The sequence below is a fragment of the Achromobacter maghribensis genome (genome assembly GCF_057334215.1).
In genome coordinates, this window is the sequence record NZ_JBHFII010000010.1 from 43531 (window position 1) to 63358 (window position 19828).

The window sequence follows — 19828 nt, forward strand, 5'->3', positions numbered from 1 at the left end:
GCGCCGCATAGCGCTGGCGCGCGCGGGCCAGCGCCGGGTCCACGGGTTTGCGGACGGATTGCCAGGCGTGTTGCAGGCGTTGGTTCAGGGTCATGGTTGCTTGCGCAGGATGCGCCAGGTGTTGTCGGTGTCGCTGCGCTCCAGTTTCAGGCCCAATGCGGCGGCCTGCTGGACCAGCGCGGGGGTTTCCGCGACGCGTTGGGCTTGTTCGCCGGCATCGGCCAGTTGCAGGGTGAGCGCCTGGTCGGCATAGCTCAGGCGTGCCACCTTGTCGGCCGCGAAGGGCAGCGTCTGCGCGGCGGCGCGGGCCAGGGGCAGAAAATCCGCCGCGCTGGCCGAGCCCCGATTGGCCAGCAGCGCGTCCAGGCCTTGCTGGGCCTGCCGCGCCGGGTCCAGCACCACGGGCAAGTCGGGGAAGGCGGCCAGCACCTGCTGGCGCATGCCGTTCTTCAATGCGTCGGCTTCGGCGCTCAATTGCGCCGCATGGATGTTCAGGCCTGCGATCCAGACCACGGCTGCCGCCGCGCCCCAACGCCAGACGGGACGCCAGCGCGAGACACGGGCGGGGGCCAATTGCGGCATCGCCAGCGACCACGACGGCGATGCCGCCTGCCAACGCGGATCCGCCGGGTCTCGCAAGGGGGCATCCGAGGCGGGCGCCAGCGTCTGCGGGGCGATGAGGGCGTGCGCGCGCAAGCCTTGCGCATTCAACAGGCCCCAGGCCCGGCGCACGGGTTCGCGCGGCGCCCAGGCCAACGGCACCTTGCCATCCGCGCCGCGCGGGCCATAGCCGATCGCAAGCGCATCCAGATCGCTTAGCACCAGCGGTTCCAGGGCGCTATGGACCGCGGCGGCCATGCGCGCGCGGGCGACGGCGGGAATCTGCACCGTGGTGGCGATGACGTCCGCGGGATGCAGCACCGCTTCGCACGCGGCATTCGGATAAGCGTTGCCCAGCGCCTGCAAGGTCATTTCGCCTTGCTGCGCGCAACGCCCACGCCGGTCGAACCACGCATAGGGCAACGGCGAACCCGCGCTGAATTCATCCAGGGCAGGTAGCGCGATACGCAGGGAGTTCTTCATCGCAGGGCCGTCCCCAAGATGAAGACGCCCCCCCGGGGGGGAGCAAGTCCGCGAAGCGGGTGTAGCGTGGGGGCATTATTCAGCGGGGCCGTCCCCAAGATGAAAAGGCCCCCCTGGGGGGCAGCAAGTCCGCGAAGCGGGTGTAGCGTGGGGGCGTTATTCAAGGAAGTTCTCGTGTCCATATCGTGTCGGGCGCGGCTGGCGGGGCACTGCGTACCAGGGCTTGCATGGAAACCCGGGCCCGTTCGTAGACCACGGTGCCGCTGGCCATGAACCAGCCGCTGGCGGTCGTAACGGTGGGCGCGGGCGTGTCCACGCCGGTGCCGGTCAGCCGGTTGGCGAAGTCGCCGGTGTTGTTGAACCAGTTGCCGCGGTCCCGCTCGCCCGTTATCGCCCGCGCCTGGCTGAGCGACAGGCCGGGCACCAACGCGGCGATGACCTCGGCGGGCGCGGTGTTGACGTTGACGCTGGTGGCCACCGGCAAGACGGTCATCGTGAGGCGCATGGCGTTGCGCGCGGGCGGTTCCAGCCCAAGCTGGGCGGCGATCTCGTCCACGCCTCGGGGCAGCGGCGCGCGCGCGTCAGGCGCCGCGACGCGTTGGCCGTTCGACGATGACGGCGAGTCGGCCGCCAAGGCCGGGGGCTGCGCGGCGGCGATGAGGTCGATGATGTGGCCGGCCAGGCTGTCGGGCAGTTGCTGCACGTTCAATAGCCGGCGCAGCACTTTTTCCTGTTCGGGTTGCGGCACGCCGTTACGGGCCAGGTTGCTCAGGTTGTATTTCCCTTGCTCGTCCTGGACGCGTCCCGAGAATACGGCGACCCGTTCGTCGCCGGGCCGTTCGATGCGCGTGTCCAGCACGGGCGTTGCCCAGATCTGGTCGCCGCGGGTCGTGGACTCGCGCTTGCCGTGATCGCGGATGACCAGGCGCGCCCAGTCGATGCCGCCTGCGAGCATGACGCGGGCCTGCACGCGGGCCAGTTCGTTTTCCACTCGGCGGGTGCTGGCCGTCTGGCGCTGGAACAGGCTTGTCGTCAGCGCGGCCACGATGGCGACGATGATCAGCGCGCTGATGACCGCCGCGCCGCGTTCGCGGACCGGAGGGCGGGCCGTCATGGCAGCTCCAGGATGCGGATATAGCGCTGGGGGGCGTTGGCCGCGCCGCGTTCCAGCGTGATTTCAATGCCGGTCGGCGCGGTGGCGAAGCTGGCGTTGGCGTCGACCCAGCCCGTGCCGGGTACCCAGGCGCGCACGCCCAGCGCCCGCACGCCAGGCAAGAGCAGCACGCCGTCGACCGCAGCGGGCAGCGGGCTACGCGGCGCCGACGGGCCGCTGGCGCGCCACAAGCCGTCTGCCCGCACCTGCCATTGCACGCGCTGCCACAAGCCGTTGCCGTCGGGGTCGGGGCGCAGCAGCTCCAGGGCGTTGCCGCCGCTTGTCCGGCGCAACAGGCGCAGGCCCGTCGTCAATGTCAACGCGTCCTTGCCCGCGGAATCGAAGCTGGGTCCGGAATACGACAATTCGACATCGCGCCCCATCTGGCCCAGGGTGCGGACGATGGCGTCCGTGTCTTCGGCTTCCTGCTCGATCCAGTCGCGCGCACTGGAGACGCTGGCCAGGCCGCGCCACGCCATCAGGCTGACCAGCGCCATCAATGCCAGGGCCACCAGCACTTCGATCAGCGTGAAGCCGGCCTGGGCTGCGCGGGCGGGGGACGATCGGTTCGATGCGGGACGCATGCTCATCGCAGGCTGGACAACAGCCCGTCAAGTTGCAGCAGCACCGCGTCCGGGCGCGAGGACGCGGCGTCATGGACATTCACGGAAACCTGCCGAAAGCTGCGGTTCATGGAATTGGTGAACACCAGTTCGCATTGCAGCGCGCGGCCGCCTTGCGGGCAGGGCACCGTCTGCGAGCCGGCGCGCGGCAGGGTCTGTTCCAGCCGCAGCTGCGTCAACGCGTTTTGCGCCGCCAGCAGCGCCAGCGTCTTGTCCTGCAAGGCGCGGTTGTTGGCCGACATGACGCCGGTTGCGCGCAGGGCGGCGGCCATCGCCACGGCGATGATGGCCAGCGCCACCAGCACTTCGATCAGGGTGAAGCCGCGCTGGCGATCAGCGGATCGGGGCGATTCAACGGATGTCATAGCGGCCGGAGGCGTCGCGTTGCAGGGTGACGCTGGCGTCGCCCGCGCGCAGGGTAAGCGCCATGGGGGCCGCCACCCATTCGGTGTTGAAGATCAGGGGGTGGTCGGGATCCAGCCGTAGCTGGACGGCGCCCGCCCGCCAGGTCTGCGCGCGCAACATGTCGTCGTGTTCCAGGTGATCGACCGGCACCGGCGTGTCTTCCTGGGCGCTGGGACCCGGCAGGCGGCCCTGGCGTTCGAACGACCAGCCCTGGCCGTTCGCCAGCCAGCGAATGGGGCGCCCGTCGCTGCGGGCTTCGCTTTGCGCCACGGTGAAGGCGTCGGCCAGGCGTTGGGCATCGCTACGCAGGCCGTTGTCGCTTTTCCCGATGGACAGGCTGACCATGCTGGCCGCGATGGCCACGATCACCAGCACCACCAGCACTTCGACCAGCGTGAATCCGCGTTCAGAGTTCCCAGGAACCGATGTCGGCATCGCCGTTTTCTCCCCCGGGCTTGTTGTCGGCGCCGAACGAGAAGACATCGATGTCGCCCTTGACGCCGGGGCTCAGGTATTGGTACGGATGACCCCAGGGGTCGTTGGGCAACTTGTCCAGGTAACCGCGCCAGTTGTTGGCGCCATCGGGCTTTTCCGCCAGCGCGCGCAGTCCCTGTGCCGTGGTGGGGTAGCGGCCGTTGTCCAGCCGGTAGAGCTTGAGCGCCTGCATGATGCCCGCGATGTCTTGGCGCGCGGCGACTTGCCGGGCCTGATCGGGACGGTCCAGCACGCGTGGCACGATCAGGGCCGCCAGGATCCCCATGATCACAATCACCACCATGATTTCGATCAGGGTGAAACCTTGCTGGCGGGCGAGCCCGCGCGGTAACTGACGCACTTTGCAACTCCGGTATTCAGTAGAAGCACGGAATTGTGGACATGAAATATGACAGTAATGCGTTGCAAAGCTGGCCGCCTGCTACCATGGCCCTTCTACAAGGAGCGGTAATGGCTACAAAAGAGAAGTCTTCGACTGGATTGGCGGCGTTGGTTGAAAAGGCGCTTCAACAGAAGAAGCTGGCTGCCGCCACACAGAAACCGGCAGGGTCCTCCCTGTCGAACCTGGCAGGCCGCAAGCAAATGGGCCGCCCCGCGGGCCGCAAGCGCTGATCGGCGGGCGCTTGAAAGGAAGCGCCGCCTGACCCGCAATCATCAGATTCAAGCTACCAGCGTTTCAATTCACCTGCGCGATCCCTGCCGACGCTGCCAGCGCGGCGGGGGTGGCCAGGCGGTTCAATCTTCCCCCTTGTTCCACCGTCACGGCATCCACTGCGATATCGCGCAGCACGATGCCCGGGGCCACTTCGCCGCCCGCCCGATAAGCCAGCGGCGGGCCGCCATCCACGCTTAGCACCGCCGCGCCGTCCGGGCCGGCTGCGATCAGGCCCAGTACGCTGATCTGCGTGCGCATCACCTCGTCCTTTCCAAACCACAACGCCACCGGCGTGTTGTCGGCTGCGCGCGGCGCGGAGGCCGACACGGCTGGCGGCAACGGGCCGGGGCGCGGCGCAAGCAGCACGGCGGCCCAAACGCCCACGCCCGCGGCAAGCGCCAGCACGGCAAGGACGCGCAGCGTGGCGGGCGCGGAAGGCAGGGAAGGGCGCAAGGAAAGCGGCATAAGGGCGACAACGAATACGAAAAGCGACGCGCCCGACTATAGCGGTTGTTCATGACAACGCCGATACCGGTAATCCGCGTTCGATTCAGGTTCCGTACAGTTTTTTGTCATGGCGCTTACATGGCGGGTATCTAGCATGCCGGCAACGCTCGACTTTCCCCGAGCGCGTTTATCCGATCCAACTGGGACACCCGCATGCAAGATACGAATCAAGCCAATCGCCGCCGACTCCTGAAGATGCTGGGAGGCGCGCCGATGCTGCCGATCGGCGGTGTCAGCATGGCCGCGCTGCTGGCCGGCTGTAACTCGAGCGACGACGATGACGACAGCGATGGCTCGACGAATCCGAATCCGAATCCGAATCCCAACCCCCCGGCCACGCCGGTGACGTTTTCGTCCGCCGCGTTCACGTCGATGCCCGCGCCGACCCTGGCCACGCCGCAACTGATGGCGCGAACGACCGTGAGCTCGGCGATGGCGCTGACCTTCAGCGACGGTTCCAAGCGCACCGTTGAACTGGGCTACGAGCCGTTCTTCATCACGGGCGACGCCGTGCCGGACGGCAAGGGCGGCACGATGGTGGCGGGCGGGTACTTCAACCTGGCCGGCGCGCCGATCATGGACAACTCGGTGCCCGCCCGCGCCCGCCAGTTCTTTTCGAACTGTCCGGACGGCACGTCGCTGCTGGCCCTGTCGGAGCCGACCAAGGTCGCCGGCGTGGCCGGCAACGCGGTCTATGCCGTGGTGCAATTCGAATACCAGTCGATGGACCAGGCCGGCAACGACATGTACGGCTTGCTGCCGTCGCCGATTGCCGTGCTGACCCTGTCGCAAGACCCGAACACCGGCAAACTGAGCCTGGTGAAGTACAGCAATGTCGACACCGCGTCGGTGCATGGCCTGTGGATCACCTGCGGTGCCAGCCTGTCGCCCTGGGGCACCCACCTGTCCAGCGAAGAGTACGAGCCGGACGCAACGACCGCCCGCACGCTTGCGTCGTTCCAGGCCTATAGCCAGAACCTCTACGGCGACCCCGCCAAGGCCAATCCGTACCACTACGGCCACATGCCGGAAGTTACCGTGCATCCGGACGGCACGGGCACCATCAAGAAGCACTATTGCATGGGCCGCATCTCGCACGAGTTGGTGCAGGTGATGCCCGACCAGCGCACCGCGCTGATGGGCGACGACGCCACCAACGGCGGCCTGTTCATGTTCGTGGCCGACCGCAAGGCGGACTTGTCGGCGGGCACGCTCTACGTGGCCCAATGGACGCAGACCTCGGGCACGGGGGCGGGCGCCGGCACGCTGAAGTGGATCAAACTGGGCCATGCCACCAGCGCCGAAATCAAGGAGCTGGCTGACCAATTGGTGGCGGCCGACATCATGGACGTGCGCACCACCGACCCGGCCGACGCGTCGTTCACCAAGATTCGCTACAACAACAAGGACAACTGGGTGAAGCTGCAGCCGGGCCGCCGCCAGGCCGCGGCGTTCCTGGAAACGCACCGCTATGCGGCGCTCGTGGGCGGCACGCTGGCCTTCACCAAAATGGAAGGCACAACCGTCAACGCCAAGGACAAGATCGCCTACAGCGCCATGTCGCGCATTGAATCGTCCATGATCGATGGCAAGGTTGCGGGCCTGAAGGTGGAAGCCAACGCGGCCGGCGCGGTGTACCAGCTGCACATGCAAGCCGGCCAGGTCGACACCGACGGCAGCGCGATCGACAGCGAATGGGTGCCGGTGGACATGGGCGCGGTGGCGGAACTGGTCGGCAAACCGCTGGCGACGCCGGATGCGCTGGGCAACACGCACAACGCCGATTTCGTCTCGAACCCCGACAACCTGAAGTTCTCGGAAAAGCTGCGCACATTGTTCGTGGGTGAAGACAGCGGCGGCCACGTCAACAACTTCATGTGGGCCTACAACGTCGACACGAAGGCGTTGTCACGCCTGCTGTCGTGCCCGGTGGCCGCGGAATCCACCGGTCTGCAAGCCGTGGACGAAATCAACGGCTGGACCTACATCACCAGCAACTTCCAGCACGCGGCCGATTGGGGTGGCGTTCACGCCGTGGTGCGGCCCACGCTCGAGCCGCTGGTCAAGGCCAACTACAAGGACGGCTTCGGCGCAGCCGTCGGCTACCTGACCGGTGTGAAGATCGGCGCGTAGTCCACGCGTCATCCAGGCAGCGCCGCACAGGCCGCGAAGCGGCGCATGCGCGGTGTTGGCCGCAACGTCAGGGACCGGTACGCCGGTCCCTTTTTCATGCGCGGGCGCACTCCATTTTTCGCAAAAGAATCCTGATCCGTCGATCAGGCTTTCTGCCCTTTGGTTCATGGGGCCTTCACGTTGGGCCGCCACTATGTGCGCAGCATAAAAACCCTGTTCATGAAACGAGAAGAGAAGCATGCAAGCATTGAATTGGAGAAGATGGTGCGCCATGTTGCTGGCTACCAGCGCATTGGCGGGCTGTGGGGGTAGTGACGATGACGACGACACCGAGGCGCCGCCGACCACGCCGCCGGTGACCGAGCCGGGCAAGCCGGCCGTCGAAAAGGTGCTGTTCATTGGCGTCGATGGGCTGACCTATGACGCCATGCGCCAAGGCGTGGCGGACAAGAGCTTGTCCAACATCGGCCAGTTGACCCTCACGCGCGCCTGGACGGGTGGCGTGACGGGCGGCGTCACGCAACAGCCCACCCTGGCGGTTCCCGGCTGGGCCACGCTGCTGACGGGCCAGTGGGCCGACGCGCATGGCGTGCGGTCCAACGCCGCGGGCCAGGCGGTGAAGTCGCCCAGCCTGTTCCAGCGCGTGAAGGCGGCGCATCCCGATGCACGCGTGTCTGCGGCCTTCAATTCGACGTTGCTGGCGGGGCTGGTCGGCCGCGACCGCGACGCCGGCTACCTGCAAGCCGTGACGGACTGCGCCGGCGTTGACGATTGCGTCGCCACGCAAGCGCGTGACCGCATCACGGAAGGCTACGACGTGGTGGTGGCCCAGTTCGGCGCCGCCGAGCGTGCCGCCTCGGATAGCGGTTTTGGCGCGAATTACCAAGCAGTCATCCGCCAGACGGACGCCGCCGTGGGCGTGCTGGCCAAACAGGTCGCCGACCGCCGCGCCGCGAATCCCGGCGAGAACTGGCTGATCGTCGTGGCTGCCAGCCATGGCCTGGACAAGACGGGCGCCAGCGACGGCCTGCCCATGTCGTTGAACAAGACCATCGTGCTGGCGACGAACCAGCCCGCGATGCTGGGGGGCACGTCGGACGACGCGTCTGTCGACGGCGTGTGGGACAACAACTGGTATGCGCTGCCCAGCGCGGCCGATGTGACGCCCACGCTGCTGGCTCACCTGGGCGCGCTGCCCGCCGCGGGCGCCTACGATATGGCGGGCACGCCGCTGTCGGAACCCCTGGCCCTGCGCCGGCTGGCGGCACGCACGTCCATGGACAACAAGACCGTGTCGCTCTCGTGGGTGCGCGTGGGCGAACCCAGCGACGAGATCGTGGTCAGCCGGGACGGCGCCGAAGTGGCGCGCTTGCCGGCAACCGCCACGGATTACGAGGACACGGGTTTCACCTTCGATACGGAAGGTGTGCATGCGCTGAACTACAGCGTGTCCGCCGGGCGCGCCGTCAGCGCGACCCGCGCCACGGTGGTCTATGCCAAGCCCGTGCCGCTGCTGGCCTCGCTGCGCACCGGCCTGACGATGCTGTTCCCGTTCGAAGGCAATGTGACCGACGTGGCGGCGGGCGGCGGTGCGATCACGCCGTACGACGGCGTGCAGGCGCCGGCCTACGCCAACGCGGGCATCTTCGGCAAGATGTTCCAGAACGAACGCGGGGCCGCCGCCTTGGGCGCCTTCAAGCTGGATTACCCGGCGGGGCTGCTGGACAGCTTGCAGGTCTTCACGATCGGTTTCTGGTACCAGTCTGACGGCACGGCCAACGACCGCTCGATCCTGGGCAACAAGGACTACAACTCTGGCGGCAACCCCGGCATCACCATCGCCCAGTGGGCCGGCCCCGAGCTGCGCTTCAACCTGGCGGGTGGCGGGTCGCGAGTCGACATCAATGGCGTGAAGTTCACGCCGAACAAGCCGGTCTATATCGCCATGACCATCGACAAGGCCGCCAAGACCATGACCGCCTACGTCTATGACAAGGACATCGGCTATTCGCGCCGCTCGGTCGGCACGGGAGCGGTGAATCTGGCGCAAGTGGCGGGCGTGTTTGGTCCGCACATCGGCTTGAACGAAGACGGCCTGGGCACCTACGGCATTTGCTGCGCCGGCACCAAGGGCCCCTACACGATGAATTTCGACGACCTGGCCTTCTGGTCGCGCGCCCTGACCGACGACGAAGTGAAGTCCCTGGCCATGTCCGGCAAGTCCGTTTCCGAACTGTTTCCCTGATGTTCCAAGGATAGAAAACCATGAGCAATTCCATGATTTTGCGCGGTTTGCTGCGCGCGGGCGCAGTGCTGATGCTGACCGCCACGCTGGCCGCATGCGGTGGCGACGATAGCGACGACAGCAAGCCCGACGACGGCGCCGGCACGCCCGGCAACGGCGGCACCGAAACGCCGGTGACGCCGCCCACCCCGGCCAAGCCCGAACTGCGTTGCGCGCCGTGAGCCGCGCTTCTTCCAGAGACATAGGAAACGAAACCGTGAAGTCCGAAAAAGACCCGATCCACGCCGGCAAGCGCCGCTTTCTGCGCAACGCCGCGGCCTCCACCGCCGGCCTGACCGCGCTGTCGATGTTCCCGCCCGCCATCCGCCGCGCGCTGGCCATCCCGGCCAATAACCGCACCGGCACGATCAACGACGTCGAGCACGTGATCATCCTGATGCAGGAAAACCGCTCGTTCGACATGTACTTCGGCACGTACAAGGGCGTGCGCGGTTTTGGCGACCGCATGACGATCCCGCTGCCGCAGAACCGGTCGGTCTGGGAACAGAGCAACGGCACGCGCGTGGTGATGCCGTATCACCTGGACAGTACGCAGGGCAACGCCCAGCGCGTGGCCGGCACGCCGCACGACTATATGGACGCGCAGATGGCGTGGGACGGCGGCCGCATGGATCAGTGGCCGCGCTACAAGCAAAACCAGTCCATGGGCTACTACCGCCAGAAAGAAGTGGACTTCCAGTTTTCGCTGGCCGAAGCCTTCACGCTGTGCGATGCCTACCACTGTTCGACCCACGGCGGCACCAACACCAACCGCCTGTTCCTGTGGACCGGCACCAACGATCCGCTGGCGCAGGGCAACGGCCCGTCGACCCGCAACCAGTGGGACAGCCTGGGCGCGTCCACCACCGGCTGGACCTGGAAGACGTACCCGGAACGCCTGCAAGAGGCCGGCGTCACCTGGAAGGTGTACCAGAACCTGCCCGAGAACTTCGGCGACAACTCGCTGGCCGGTTTCCAGCAATACCGCCGCGCCAACGAACAGGCGGGCAACGCGGCCAACGGATCCCCGTACCCGGCCTGGACGCCCAGCATGGATGCCGCCAACCCCTTGTACAAGGGCACGGCCAACACCATGCCCGATGGCGGCTTCCTGCAAGCCCTGCGTGATGACGTCAACAATGGCACCTTGCCGCAAGTGTCGTGGATCGTGGCGCCCGCCACGTATTCCGAACATCCCGGCCCGTCCAGCCCCGTCCAGGGCGCCTGGTATATCCAGGAAACGCTGGATGCGCTGACCTCGAACCCGGATGTGTGGAGCAAGACCGTCCTGTTGATCAACTTCGACGAAAACGACGGTTACTTCGACCACGTGCCGCCGCCCGCCGCTCCGTCGCTGACAAAGGACGGTTCGATGATCGGCGCGTCTACCGTCAATACCGACCTGGAGCGCCACACGCACGCGTCGGCCCAGGACGCGGCCGATAACCGTGTGTACGGCCCCGGCCCGCGCGTGCCGATGTACGTGGTGTCGCCGTGGAGCCGTGGCGGCTGGGTCAATTCCCAGGCGTTCGACCACACGTCGGTGCTGCGTTTCCTGGAAGCCCGCTTTGGCGTGCCGGAAGACAACATCAGCCCGTGGCGGCGTGCCGTGCTGGGCGACCTGACGTCGGCCTTCAACTTCGCCACCCCCAACGACGAAAAGCTGCCTGACCTGAATACGCTGACGCGTGCCGGCGCCGACCAACTGCGCTCTGACCAGCAAGCGTTGACCGCCGTGCCGTTGCCGGACACGACGACGCAAGCCAAGCCGGTGCAGGAGAAGGGTTACCGCTACGCGCGCGCCTTGCCCTACGAGCTGCACACCAGCGGCCGCAGCCAGCCCAATACCGGCAATATGTGGCTGGTGTTCTCCAACACGGGCAAGCAGGCGGCGGTTTTCCACGTGTATGACCGCCTGCATCTGGACGATGCGCCGCGCCGCTATACGGTGGAACCGGACAAGCAGCTGGAAGGAAGTTGGGATACGGCGGCCGATGGCGGCAAGTACGATCTGTGGGTGTTGGGCCCCAACGGCTATCACCGCCATTTCTCGGGCGACCTGGCGCGGGCGCGCACCTCGCAGCTGGATCCTGAAATCCGCGTCTGCTATGACATCGCCAATGGCGACCTCTATGTCAGCTTCATCAATAGCGGCAAGGACGCGTGCACCTTCGAAGTCACCCCCAACGCGTACTACACCAATAACGAGCGTTGGACGCTGACCGTGCCGGCGGGCAGCAAGGTCGAACAACATTGGGCGCTGGAAGGCAGCGGCCACTGGTACGACTTCACGGCCCGCCTGTCCGAAGACCCGTCCTACCTGCGCCGCTTCGCCGGTCACGTTGAAACGGGCAAGACCTCCATCACGGATCCGGCAATGGGCACCTGACGGTCAGGCGGCGGTTTGCGGTTCGCGCGCCCGGAATGCCGTGGCGCACGCCTCGCAGATCGCCGCCGTAATGCCCTGGCGCGCGTGTTCGCGCCGTTCCAGCATGCCGATGGCCCGCGAAAGCGGGCCTAAGTCTTCCGGCAGCGTCAATATCCGCAGCTCCGGGCTGTGCTGCCAATTGGACCCATTGATCAGCGGCAGCAGGGTCACGCCGACTTCCTGGCGCACCAGTTCCACCAGGGTCTCGATGGCGTTGAGTTCCAGGAACTCGTTCAACGGCACCGCCAGGCGCCGCAACAGACGGTCGATCTGCAGGCCCGTGCGCTGGGTGCGGTCGAACCGCAGGAAGGGGTTGTTCGCCAACACCTGACGGGCGTCCTTGCCCGTGGCGGAAGCGGGGGCGATCACGACCAATTGCTCTTCATATAGCGGGGTCCAGCGCGTGCTGGCCATCTTGCGTCCGGCTTCCACCAGGAACGCCGCGTCCAGTTCACCGTCTTCGACCTTGCCGGCCAGCTCGCTGGCCTTGCCCGACAGGATGCGCACGTCCAGCTTCGGATGGGCCTTCTTCAGGCCCGACACGACCTTGGACAGGGTTCCCATGCACGACACGATGCTGCCCACCGACACGGCGCCCGCCAGTTCGCCAGGCACGGTGCGCGGCAACCTCATTCGGTCGTATAAATCCAGTAAATGCTTGATTTCAGGTAGCAATTCCCGCCCGGCTGCGTTAAGAATGGCAAGACGCCCGCTGCGGTCGAACAGTTCGCGGCCCAGTTCGGCCTCCAGCGAACGCATCTGGAAGCTGACGGCCGCCTGGGTCAGGGCGACCTGCTCGGCGGCTTCGGAAAAAGAGCCGTGGTGCGCAACGGCCAGGAAAGTGCGCAAAAACCGGATGGTGCTCATCGCTGCGACCCATAAAAATTTCTTTTATGACGGAACAAAAAATCAAATTGATTTAATTAGATCACGAGAGTACCTTCGCCTGCTTACCCGTTATGAGACAAGCCACATGAAATCCTTCGACTGGGGCAACCCGTATCCTTCCGTACGCATCCCGCTGTTCGCGCGCAACGTGGTCTCCACGTCGCATCCGCTGGCAGCCCAGGCGGGGCTGCGCATGCTGCTCAAGGGCGGCAATGCCGTGGACGCCGCCATCGCGGCCGCGGCCACGATCGTCCTGGTCGAACCCGTGTCGTGCGGCCTGGGCGGCGATTGCTTCGCCATCGTCTGGGATGGCAAGGAACTGCATGGCTTGAACTCGTCGGGCGTGGCGCCCGCCGCCTGGAACACCGAATACTTCAAGGCCAAGTACGGCACGGGCCCGGACGGCCTGGCCATCCAGCCCAAGCGCGGCTGGGATGCCGTGACGGTGCCGGGCGTGGTGGCCGGCTGGGCGGCGTTGCACGAGAAGCTGGGCAAGCTGCCGTTCGAGCAACTGTTCGAACCCGCCATTGAAATCGCCGAGCGCGGCTATGCCGTGCCGCCGGTGGTGGCGCACAAGTGGGCCGCCGCCGCGGACGAACTGAAGTCGCAGCCGGGCTACGCCCAGGCCTTCCTGCCCGAAGGCCGCGCGCCCAAGGTGGGCGAGCATTTCCGTTTCCCCGATGCCGCCAACACGCTGCGCCGCATCGCCGAATCCAAGGGCCGCGACTTCTATGAAGGCGAACTGGCCGAACGCATCGCCGCGTTCAGCAAGGAATGCGGCGGCGCAATGACGCTGGAAGACCTGCGCAATTACCGCCCGGACTGGGTCAAGCCCATTTCCAAGTCGTATCGCGGCTACGAGCTGCACGAGATCCCTCCCAACGGGCAGGGCATTGCCGCGCTGATCGCGCTGGGCATCGTCGAACGCTTCGATATGTCCGACATCCCGGTGGATTCGGTGCAATCGCAGCACATCCAGATTGAAGCCATGAAGCTGGCTTTTGCCGACCTGTACAAGTACGTGGCCGACCCGCGCGCCATGCAGGTCACGCCCGAGCAAATGTTGTCGGACGCCTACCTCGACAGCCGCGCCAAGCTGATCCGCCTGGACCAGGCGACGCACGCCGAGGCGGGCCGCCCGCACGCCGGCGGCACCATCTACCTGACCGCCGCCGACGAGAACGGCATGATGATCTCGTTCATCCAGTCGAACTACATGGGTTTCGGGTCGGGCGTGGTCGTGCCGGGCACCGGCATCAGCATGCAGAACCGTGGCGTGGGTTTCTCGATGGATCCCAAGTCGGCCAACGTGGTCGAAGGCGGCAAGCGCCCGTTCCACACCATCATCCCGGGTTTCCTGACGCGTGGCGGCAAGCCGGTCATGAGCTTCGGCGTGATGGGCGGCGACATGCAGCCCCAAGGCCACATGCAGACGGTCGTCCGCATGATCGACTACCACCAGAACCCGCAGGCCGCCTGCTGCGCGCCGCGCTGGAAGGTCAACCGCGACTTCACGCTGGACATCGAGACCAACATGAAGGCGTCGACCATTGCAGGCCTGAAAGACCTCGGGCATGCTTTGAAATCCGTTGACGATCCCTACATGGACTTCGGCGCCGGCCAGTTTATCTGGCGCATGTCCGAGAACGACAACGAACTGGGTTACGTCGCCGCCAGCGACAGCCGTCGCGACGGCCAGGCGGTCGGCTTCTAAACGTTAGGTTCGCAAGCAACAAGGGGAAAAACACAATGAAACGCTTGACCATGACCTTCGGCGCCAGCTTGCTGGCGCTGGCCGCGGGGGCCGCGTGCGCCCAGAACATCCGGATCGGCCTGCAGGAAGATCCGGACGTGCTGGACCCGCACCGCGCCCGCACGTACGTGGGCCGCATCGTGTTCACGTCGCTGTGCGACAAGCTGGTGGACATTGATCCCAAGCTGCATTTCGTGCCGCAACTAGCCACGTCGTGGACGTTCAGCCCCGACAACAAGGTACTGACGTTCAAGCTGCGCGACGACGCGCTGTTCCACGACGGCTCGAAGTTCGACGCCGCGGCCGCCAAGGCCAACCTGGAACGCGCGATGACGCTGCCGGACAGCCTGCGCAAGGGCGAACTGGGCTCGGTTGAAAAAGTGGACGCGCCCGACGCCACGACGCTGGTGCTGACCTTGAAGAAGCCGGACGCCACCTTGCTGGCGCAGTTGTCCGACCGCGCCGGCATGATGCTGTCGCCCAAGACCTTCACCGACGCCGACGTGGCCGCCGTGGGCCGCAAGCCCGTGTGCTCGGGCCCGTACAAGTTTGTTGAACGCATCCAGAACGACCGCATCGTGCTGGAAAAATTCGACCAGTACTACGGCGCCAAGGACTACGCGTTCAAGCGCATCACCTTCCTGCCGATCCCCGACACGACGGTGCGCCTGTCGAACTTGCGCGCGGGCGACCTGGACATGCTTGAACGCCTGAACCCATCCGACGCGCCGCAGGTCAAGACCGACGCCAGCCTGACGTTCGCCCCGGTGGCCGGCCTGGGTTTCCAGCAGTTCATGTTCAACGTGGGCAACGGCAAGCGCGCCGAAGACAACCCGTTCAAGAACAAACTGGTGCGCCAGGCGTTCCAGTACGCCATCGACCGCAACGCCATCAACGAAGTGGCCGGCGGCGGCATCTTTGAACCGGCGCAGCAGCCGTTCCCGCCCGCAAGCCCCTATCACAGCGACAAATTTCCCGTCACCCAGCGCGACGTGGCGAAGTCCAAGGCGCTGCTGAAACAGGCCGGCATGGAACGCGTGAAGGCGGAACTGGTGTTCGGCAACAACACGACCACGTCGTCGATTGCCGAAATCGTGCAGGCGATGGCGTCCGAGGCGGGCTTTGACCTGTCGTTGCGTCCGACGGAATACGCGGCGCTGCAAAAGGAAGCGTCGGGCGGCAACTTCCAGATCGTCATGCTGGGCTGGTCGGGCCGGGTGGATCCGGACGGCAACATCTACGCCTTCGTGACGTGCAAGGGCGCGCTGAACGACGGCCACTACTGCAACCCGGAAGTGGACAAGCTGCTGAACGAAGCGCGCACCGTCCCTGACGAGACGCGCCGCAAGGCCATCTACGAGCAGGCGATGACCATCATCCAGGACGAGCTGCCCGGCGTGTACAACTACTACCAGCCGTGGCCCTTCGTGATGGGCAAGAAGGTCAAGGGCTTTACGCCGTACCCGGATGGCATGATCCGCCTGAAGGGCGTGACGTTCGCCCAGAAGTAAGGACGAGGCGCGGCGGCCTCATGGCTGCCGCGCGCGTTGGACGCGGCAACGCGTCCTTTGGCTTTTCGCGGCGGACGCGCGCCAGGTGATGTTGGCCGGACGCCGTCCGCCGTTCCTGTTATACGGTTTTCCCCACATGCTTAAACTCATCTTGCGCCGCGTGATCGTCGCGATACCGACACTGATACTGGTGTCGATGATCGTCTTCATGCTGCAAAAAATCCTGCCCGGCGACCCGGTACTGACGCTGGCCGGCGAAGAGCGCGACCCGGCCGTCCTGGACTATCTGCGCGACAAATACCGCCTGAACGACCCCTTGCCGATGCAGTACGCGGCGTGGGCCGGGCAGGTGCTGCAAGGCGACCTGGGCAAGTCGCTGCGCACCGACGTGCCGGTCACGACGCTGATCGCGCAAAAGCTGCCGGTGACGTTGCAACTGGCCGCCATGGCGATGTTCTTTGCGCTGTTGATCGGCATTCCCATGGGGATCCTCGCCGCGGTGCGCAAGGGCAAGCCCATCGAAATGGGGGCGAACATCGCGGCGCTGTCGGGCATGTCGATACCCAACTTCTGGCTGGGCATCATCCTGATCATGGTGGTGTCGGTGCAATGGAAGCTGCTGCCGGCATCGGGCTATGTGTCGCCGGCCGAAGATTTCTGGCTGTCGATCAAGACCATGCTGATGCCGTCGCTGGTGCTGTCCACGGCCATCGCCGCGTACCTGATGCGGCATACGCGTTCGTCGATGCTGGAAGCGTTGTCGGCCGACTATGTGCGCACGGCACGCGCCAAGGGCGTGTCGCCGCGCCAGGTGGTGTTGCGCCACGCGCTGCGCAATGCGTTGATGCCGATCGTGACGCTGGTGACGCTGCTGTTTGGTGAATTGCTGGCCGGTGCGGTGCTGACGGAACAGGTCTTCACGATTCCTGGCTTCGGCAAGCTGGTGGTGGACGCGGTATTCACGCGTGATTACGCGGTGGTGCAGGGCGTGGTGCTCTGCGTGGCGGTGGGTTTCATCCTGATGAACCTGCTGGCCGACATCCTGTACATCCTGGTCAACCCCCGCCTGAGGCACTCATGAGCGCAAATACTGCAACGGCCGCTGCCGTCACGCCGCCCCGCAGCCGCAACCGCGCCTGGGGAAAATTCAAACGCAATCACATCGCGATGCTGGGCCTGGCCATCGTGGCGTTCTTTGTGCTGTTGGCCGTGCTGGCGCCTTTCATCGCCAACCACGACCCCTTGCAGACCAGCTTCACCACCATCCGCAAGGCGCCGTCGGCGTCTTACTGGCTGGGCACGGACGAGCTGGGCCGCGACATTTTCAGCCGCATGGTCTATGGCGCCCGGGCGTCCTTGATGGCGGGCCTGGTGTCGGTGCTGATCGCCTTGGTGGTCGGGGTGCCGTTCGGCTTGGCCGCCGGCTACTTCGGCGGTTGGACGGACAGCATCATTTCGCGCGCCACGGAGGCGTTGCTGGCGATTCCGTTCCTGATCCTGGCCATCGCGCTGGCGGCCTTTCTGGGGCCCAGCCTGACGAACGCGATGATCGCCATCGGCGTGTCGGCCGCGCCCAAGTTCGTGCGCCTGACGCGCGGGCAGGTGCTGGCGGTCAAGAATGAAGACTATGTGCAAAGCGCCCGGGCGCTGGGCGCATCCGACTTGCGCATCATCGGCCGGCACGTGTTTCCCAACGTGATGCCGCCGCTGATCGTCCAGGCCACCATCACGATCGCCACCGCCATCATCGCGGAAGCCAGCCTGTCCTTTCTGGGCCTGGGATTGCAGCCGCCGACGCCGTCGTGGGGCTCGATGCTGAACACGGCCAAGAACTTCATGACCCAGGCGCCCTGGATGTCGATCTTCCCCGGATCGGCCATTTTCCTGGTGGTGCTGGGCTTCAATCTGCTGGGTGACGGGCTGCGCGACGCGCTCGATCCGCGTCAGGAAAAGTAATCACTATGGCAACCATGGATCCCAAACGCGTCGTTCAGGTCAATGACCTGACCGTGCGCTTCAAAACGCCGGACCGCACGGTCGAGGCCGTGCGCAATGTCTCGTTCCACGTCGATCGTGGCGAAACCCTGGCCATCGTGGGCGAGTCGGGTTCGGGCAAGTCGGTGACATCGCTGGCGCTGATGCGCCTGGTGGAGTATGGCGGCGGCAAGATCGTCAACGGCGACATGTTCTTGCGCCGCCGCAATGGCGACGTGCTGGATCTGGCCCACGCGCCCGACACCACGTTGCAACGCGTGCGTGGCGCCGACGTGGCGATGATTTTCCAGGAGCCGATGACGTCGCTGAACCCCAGCTTCACGGCGGGCAACCAGATTGCCGAGGCCTTGCAGCTGCACCAGGGGCTGGACGCGGCCGGCGCGCGCGCGGAAACGCTGCGCATGCTGGAACGCGTGCGCATCCCCGAGGCCCGCGCGATCCTGGACCGCTATCCGCACCAGTTGTCGGGCGGCATGCGCCAGCGCGTGATGATCGCGATGGCGCTGTCGTGCAAGCCTCAGCTGTTGATCGCCGATGAGCCGACGACCGCGCTGGACGTCACGATCCAGGCGCAGATCCTGCAGCTGATCCGCCAGTTGCAGGAAGAAATGGACATGGGCGTGATTTTCATCACGCACGATATGGGCGTGGTGGCCGAAGTGGCCGATCGCGTGCTGGTGATGTATCGCGGCGACAAGGTGGAAGAGGGCGGGGCGGACGAGATCTTCGCGCGTCCGCAGCACGCCTATACGCGCGCCTTGCTGTCCGCCGTGCCGCGCCTGGGCGCCATGCATGGCACCGACGAGCCCGCGCCGTTCCCGCTGCTGAAGGTCGAGGAAGCCGCCCGCGTCGCCGATCCGGCCGCGCTGGTGGATGCGCCCGTGGCGGCGCCGACGACCGTCCGGCGCGAGAACGGGCCGGTGCTGAAGGTGCGCGACCTGACCACCAGTTTCGATATCACTGGCGGCATTCTGGGCCGAGTGCAAAAGCGGGTGCACGCGGTCGAGAAAGTCAGTTTCGACCTGTACCCCGGCGAGACCCTGTCGCTGGTGGGCGAGTCGGGCTGCGGCAAGACCACGACAGGCCGGTCGTTGCTGCAACTGGTCAAGAGCAAGAGCGGCACGATCGAGTTCGACGGCAAGAACATCGGCGCCCTGCGCGGCAGCGCCATGCAGACGTTGCGCCAGCACATCCAGTTCATCTTCCAGGATCCGTTCGCGTCGCTGGACCCGCGGATGACGGTGGGCTATTCCATCATGGAACCGCTGTTGATCCACGGCGTGGCCCGCGGTAAGGCTGCGCAGGACCGCGTGCGCTGGCTGATGGACAAGTGCGGCCTTCTGCCAGAAATGATCGACCGCTATCCGCACGAGTTTTCAGGCGGGCAACGCCAGCGCATCTGCATTGCGCGAGCGTTGGCGCTGAATCCCAAGGTGGTGATCGCGGACGAGTCGGTGTCGGCGCTGGATGTGTCGATCCAGGCCCAGATCGTGAATCTGCTGCTGGATCTGCAACGCGAACTGGGTGTGTCGTTCCTGTTCATTTCGCATGACATGGCGGTGGTGGAACGGGTGAGCCACCGGGTGGCGGTGATGTACCTGGGGCAGATTGTCGAGATCGGGCCGAGACGGGCGATCTTCGAGAATCCGCAGCATCCCTATACGAAGAAGCTGATGGCCGCCGTGCCGATCGCGGATCCGCAGCGGCGGCATCGGGAGCGGTCATTGCTGGTGGACGAGATTCCCAGTCCGATGCGCAAGCTGGGGGATGATCCTTTGGTCGAGCCGTTGGTGGCCGTGGGGGAGGGGCATTTCGTGGCGAGACATTCGATTGGGGTTTATTGAGGCCTGATTGGGTTCTTGAGACGCGCTCGGCATCGGGGCGGGGGCGGGCGCGGGTCAACGATTGCGGTCCG

18 protein-coding genes are annotated in these 19828 nt (G+C 65.8%); 10 read left to right on the forward strand and 8 right to left on the reverse strand.

The annotated features are described in order from the left end of the window. Positions 1-90: 90 nt before the first annotated feature. The 6 genes from gspL to gspG all read right to left on the reverse strand — a co-directional run bounded on the left by gspL (position 91) and on the right by gspG (position 4099). Positions 91-1083 (reverse strand): type II secretion system protein GspL, encoded by a 993-nt coding sequence (gene gspL / locus ACE039_RS04260; RefSeq protein ID WP_485821748.1) that lies wholly within the window; start codon positions 1081-1083, stop codon positions 91-93. 160 nt (positions 1084-1243) lie between these two features. After that, complete coding sequence (gspK, locus tag ACE039_RS04265; protein ID WP_485821749.1) at positions 1244-2197, reverse strand: type II secretion system minor pseudopilin GspK; 954 nt, start codon at positions 2195-2197, stop codon at positions 1244-1246. Continuing rightward, on the reverse strand, positions 2194-2826 hold the full coding sequence (locus ACE039_RS04270) for a PulJ/GspJ family protein (RefSeq protein ID WP_485821750.1): 633 nt from the start codon (positions 2824-2826) through the stop codon (positions 2194-2196). Before ACE039_RS04270 ends, gspK begins: the two co-directional genes overlap by 4 nt. Next, positions 2823-3224, reverse strand: a complete 402-nt coding sequence (gene gspI / locus ACE039_RS04275; RefSeq protein WP_310027454.1) for a type II secretion system minor pseudopilin GspI — start codon at positions 3222-3224, stop codon at positions 2823-2825. Before gspI ends, ACE039_RS04270 begins: the two co-directional genes overlap by 4 nt. Further along, complete coding sequence (gene gspH / locus ACE039_RS04280; RefSeq protein ID WP_485821751.1) at positions 3211-3699, reverse strand: type II secretion system minor pseudopilin GspH; 489 nt, start codon at positions 3697-3699, stop codon at positions 3211-3213. Before gspH ends, gspI begins: the two co-directional genes overlap by 14 nt. Beyond that, positions 3671-4099, reverse strand: coding sequence for a type II secretion system major pseudopilin GspG (gene gspG, locus ACE039_RS04285; RefSeq protein WP_035214085.1), 429 nt, complete (start codon positions 4097-4099; stop codon positions 3671-3673). Before gspG ends, gspH begins: the two co-directional genes overlap by 29 nt. 41 nt (positions 4100-4140) lie before the next feature. Here gspG and ACE039_RS04290 point away from each other — a divergent pair, with 41 nt between their 5' ends. Beyond that, positions 4141-4371, forward strand: a complete 231-nt coding sequence (locus ACE039_RS04290) for a hypothetical protein (RefSeq protein ID WP_313463859.1) — start codon at positions 4141-4143, stop codon at positions 4369-4371. Between the two features lie 64 nt (positions 4372-4435). Here the strand turns inward: ACE039_RS04290 and ACE039_RS04295 are convergent, their stop codons facing one another. After that, the gene (locus ACE039_RS04295; RefSeq protein ID WP_485821752.1) at positions 4436-4879 is read right to left on the reverse strand and encodes a hypothetical protein; all 444 of its coding nucleotides are present in this window, start codon (positions 4877-4879) and stop codon (positions 4436-4438) included. 195 nt (positions 4880-5074) lie between these two features. Here ACE039_RS04295 and ACE039_RS04300 point away from each other — a divergent pair, with 195 nt between their 5' ends. From ACE039_RS04300 to ACE039_RS04315, 4 genes are all read left to right on the forward strand, one after another. After that, positions 5075-7054, forward strand: a complete 1980-nt coding sequence (locus tag ACE039_RS04300; RefSeq protein ID WP_485821753.1) for a PhoX family protein — start codon at positions 5075-5077, stop codon at positions 7052-7054. Between the two features lie 238 nt (positions 7055-7292). Continuing rightward, positions 7293-9299, forward strand: coding sequence for a nucleotide pyrophosphatase (locus ACE039_RS04305; protein WP_485821754.1), 2007 nt, complete (start codon positions 7293-7295; stop codon positions 9297-9299). Between the two features lie 20 nt (positions 9300-9319). Next, on the forward strand, positions 9320-9520 hold the full coding sequence (locus ACE039_RS04310) for a hypothetical protein (protein WP_105560131.1): 201 nt from the start codon (positions 9320-9322) through the stop codon (positions 9518-9520). Between the two features lie 35 nt (positions 9521-9555). Further along, a complete protein-coding gene (locus tag ACE039_RS04315) occupies positions 9556-11727 on the forward strand; it encodes a phosphocholine-specific phospholipase C (protein ID WP_485821755.1) in 2172 nt (723 codons plus the stop codon). 3 nt (positions 11728-11730) lie between these two features. On the opposite strand, the gene ACE039_RS04320 is transcribed toward ACE039_RS04315, so the two are convergent. Next, a complete protein-coding gene (locus tag ACE039_RS04320) occupies positions 11731-12633 on the reverse strand; it encodes a LysR family transcriptional regulator (protein ID WP_105560133.1) in 903 nt (300 codons plus the stop codon). Between the two features lie 106 nt (positions 12634-12739). On the opposite strand from ACE039_RS04320, the gene ggt reads away from it, so the two are divergent. The 5 genes from ggt (at position 12740) to ACE039_RS04345 (ending at position 19757) form a co-directional block, all read left to right on the forward strand. Beyond that, positions 12740-14368: a gamma-glutamyltransferase gene (gene ggt / locus ACE039_RS04325; RefSeq protein ID WP_416025369.1), complete on the forward strand. Its 1629-nt coding sequence runs from the start codon at positions 12740-12742 to the stop codon at positions 14366-14368. Between the two features lie 35 nt (positions 14369-14403). Further along, positions 14404-15918, forward strand: a complete 1515-nt coding sequence (locus ACE039_RS04330; RefSeq protein WP_485821756.1) for an ABC transporter substrate-binding protein — start codon at positions 14404-14406, stop codon at positions 15916-15918. Positions 15919-16054: 136 nt separating this feature from the next. Continuing rightward, positions 16055-16999, forward strand: coding sequence for an ABC transporter permease (locus ACE039_RS04335; RefSeq protein ID WP_105560140.1), 945 nt, complete (start codon positions 16055-16057; stop codon positions 16997-16999). Further along, positions 16996-17874 carry a nickel transporter permease gene (gene nikC, locus ACE039_RS04340; RefSeq protein ID WP_046804619.1) on the forward strand — a complete coding sequence of 293 codons (879 nt, stop codon included), beginning with the start codon at positions 16996-16998 and terminating at the stop codon, positions 17872-17874. Before ACE039_RS04335 ends, nikC begins: the two co-directional genes overlap by 4 nt. A gap of 14 nt (positions 17875-17888) precedes the next feature. Next, on the forward strand, positions 17889-19757 hold the full coding sequence (locus ACE039_RS04345; protein WP_485821758.1) for a dipeptide ABC transporter ATP-binding protein: 1869 nt from the start codon (positions 17889-17891) through the stop codon (positions 19755-19757). Positions 19758-19828 lie beyond the last annotated feature (71 nt).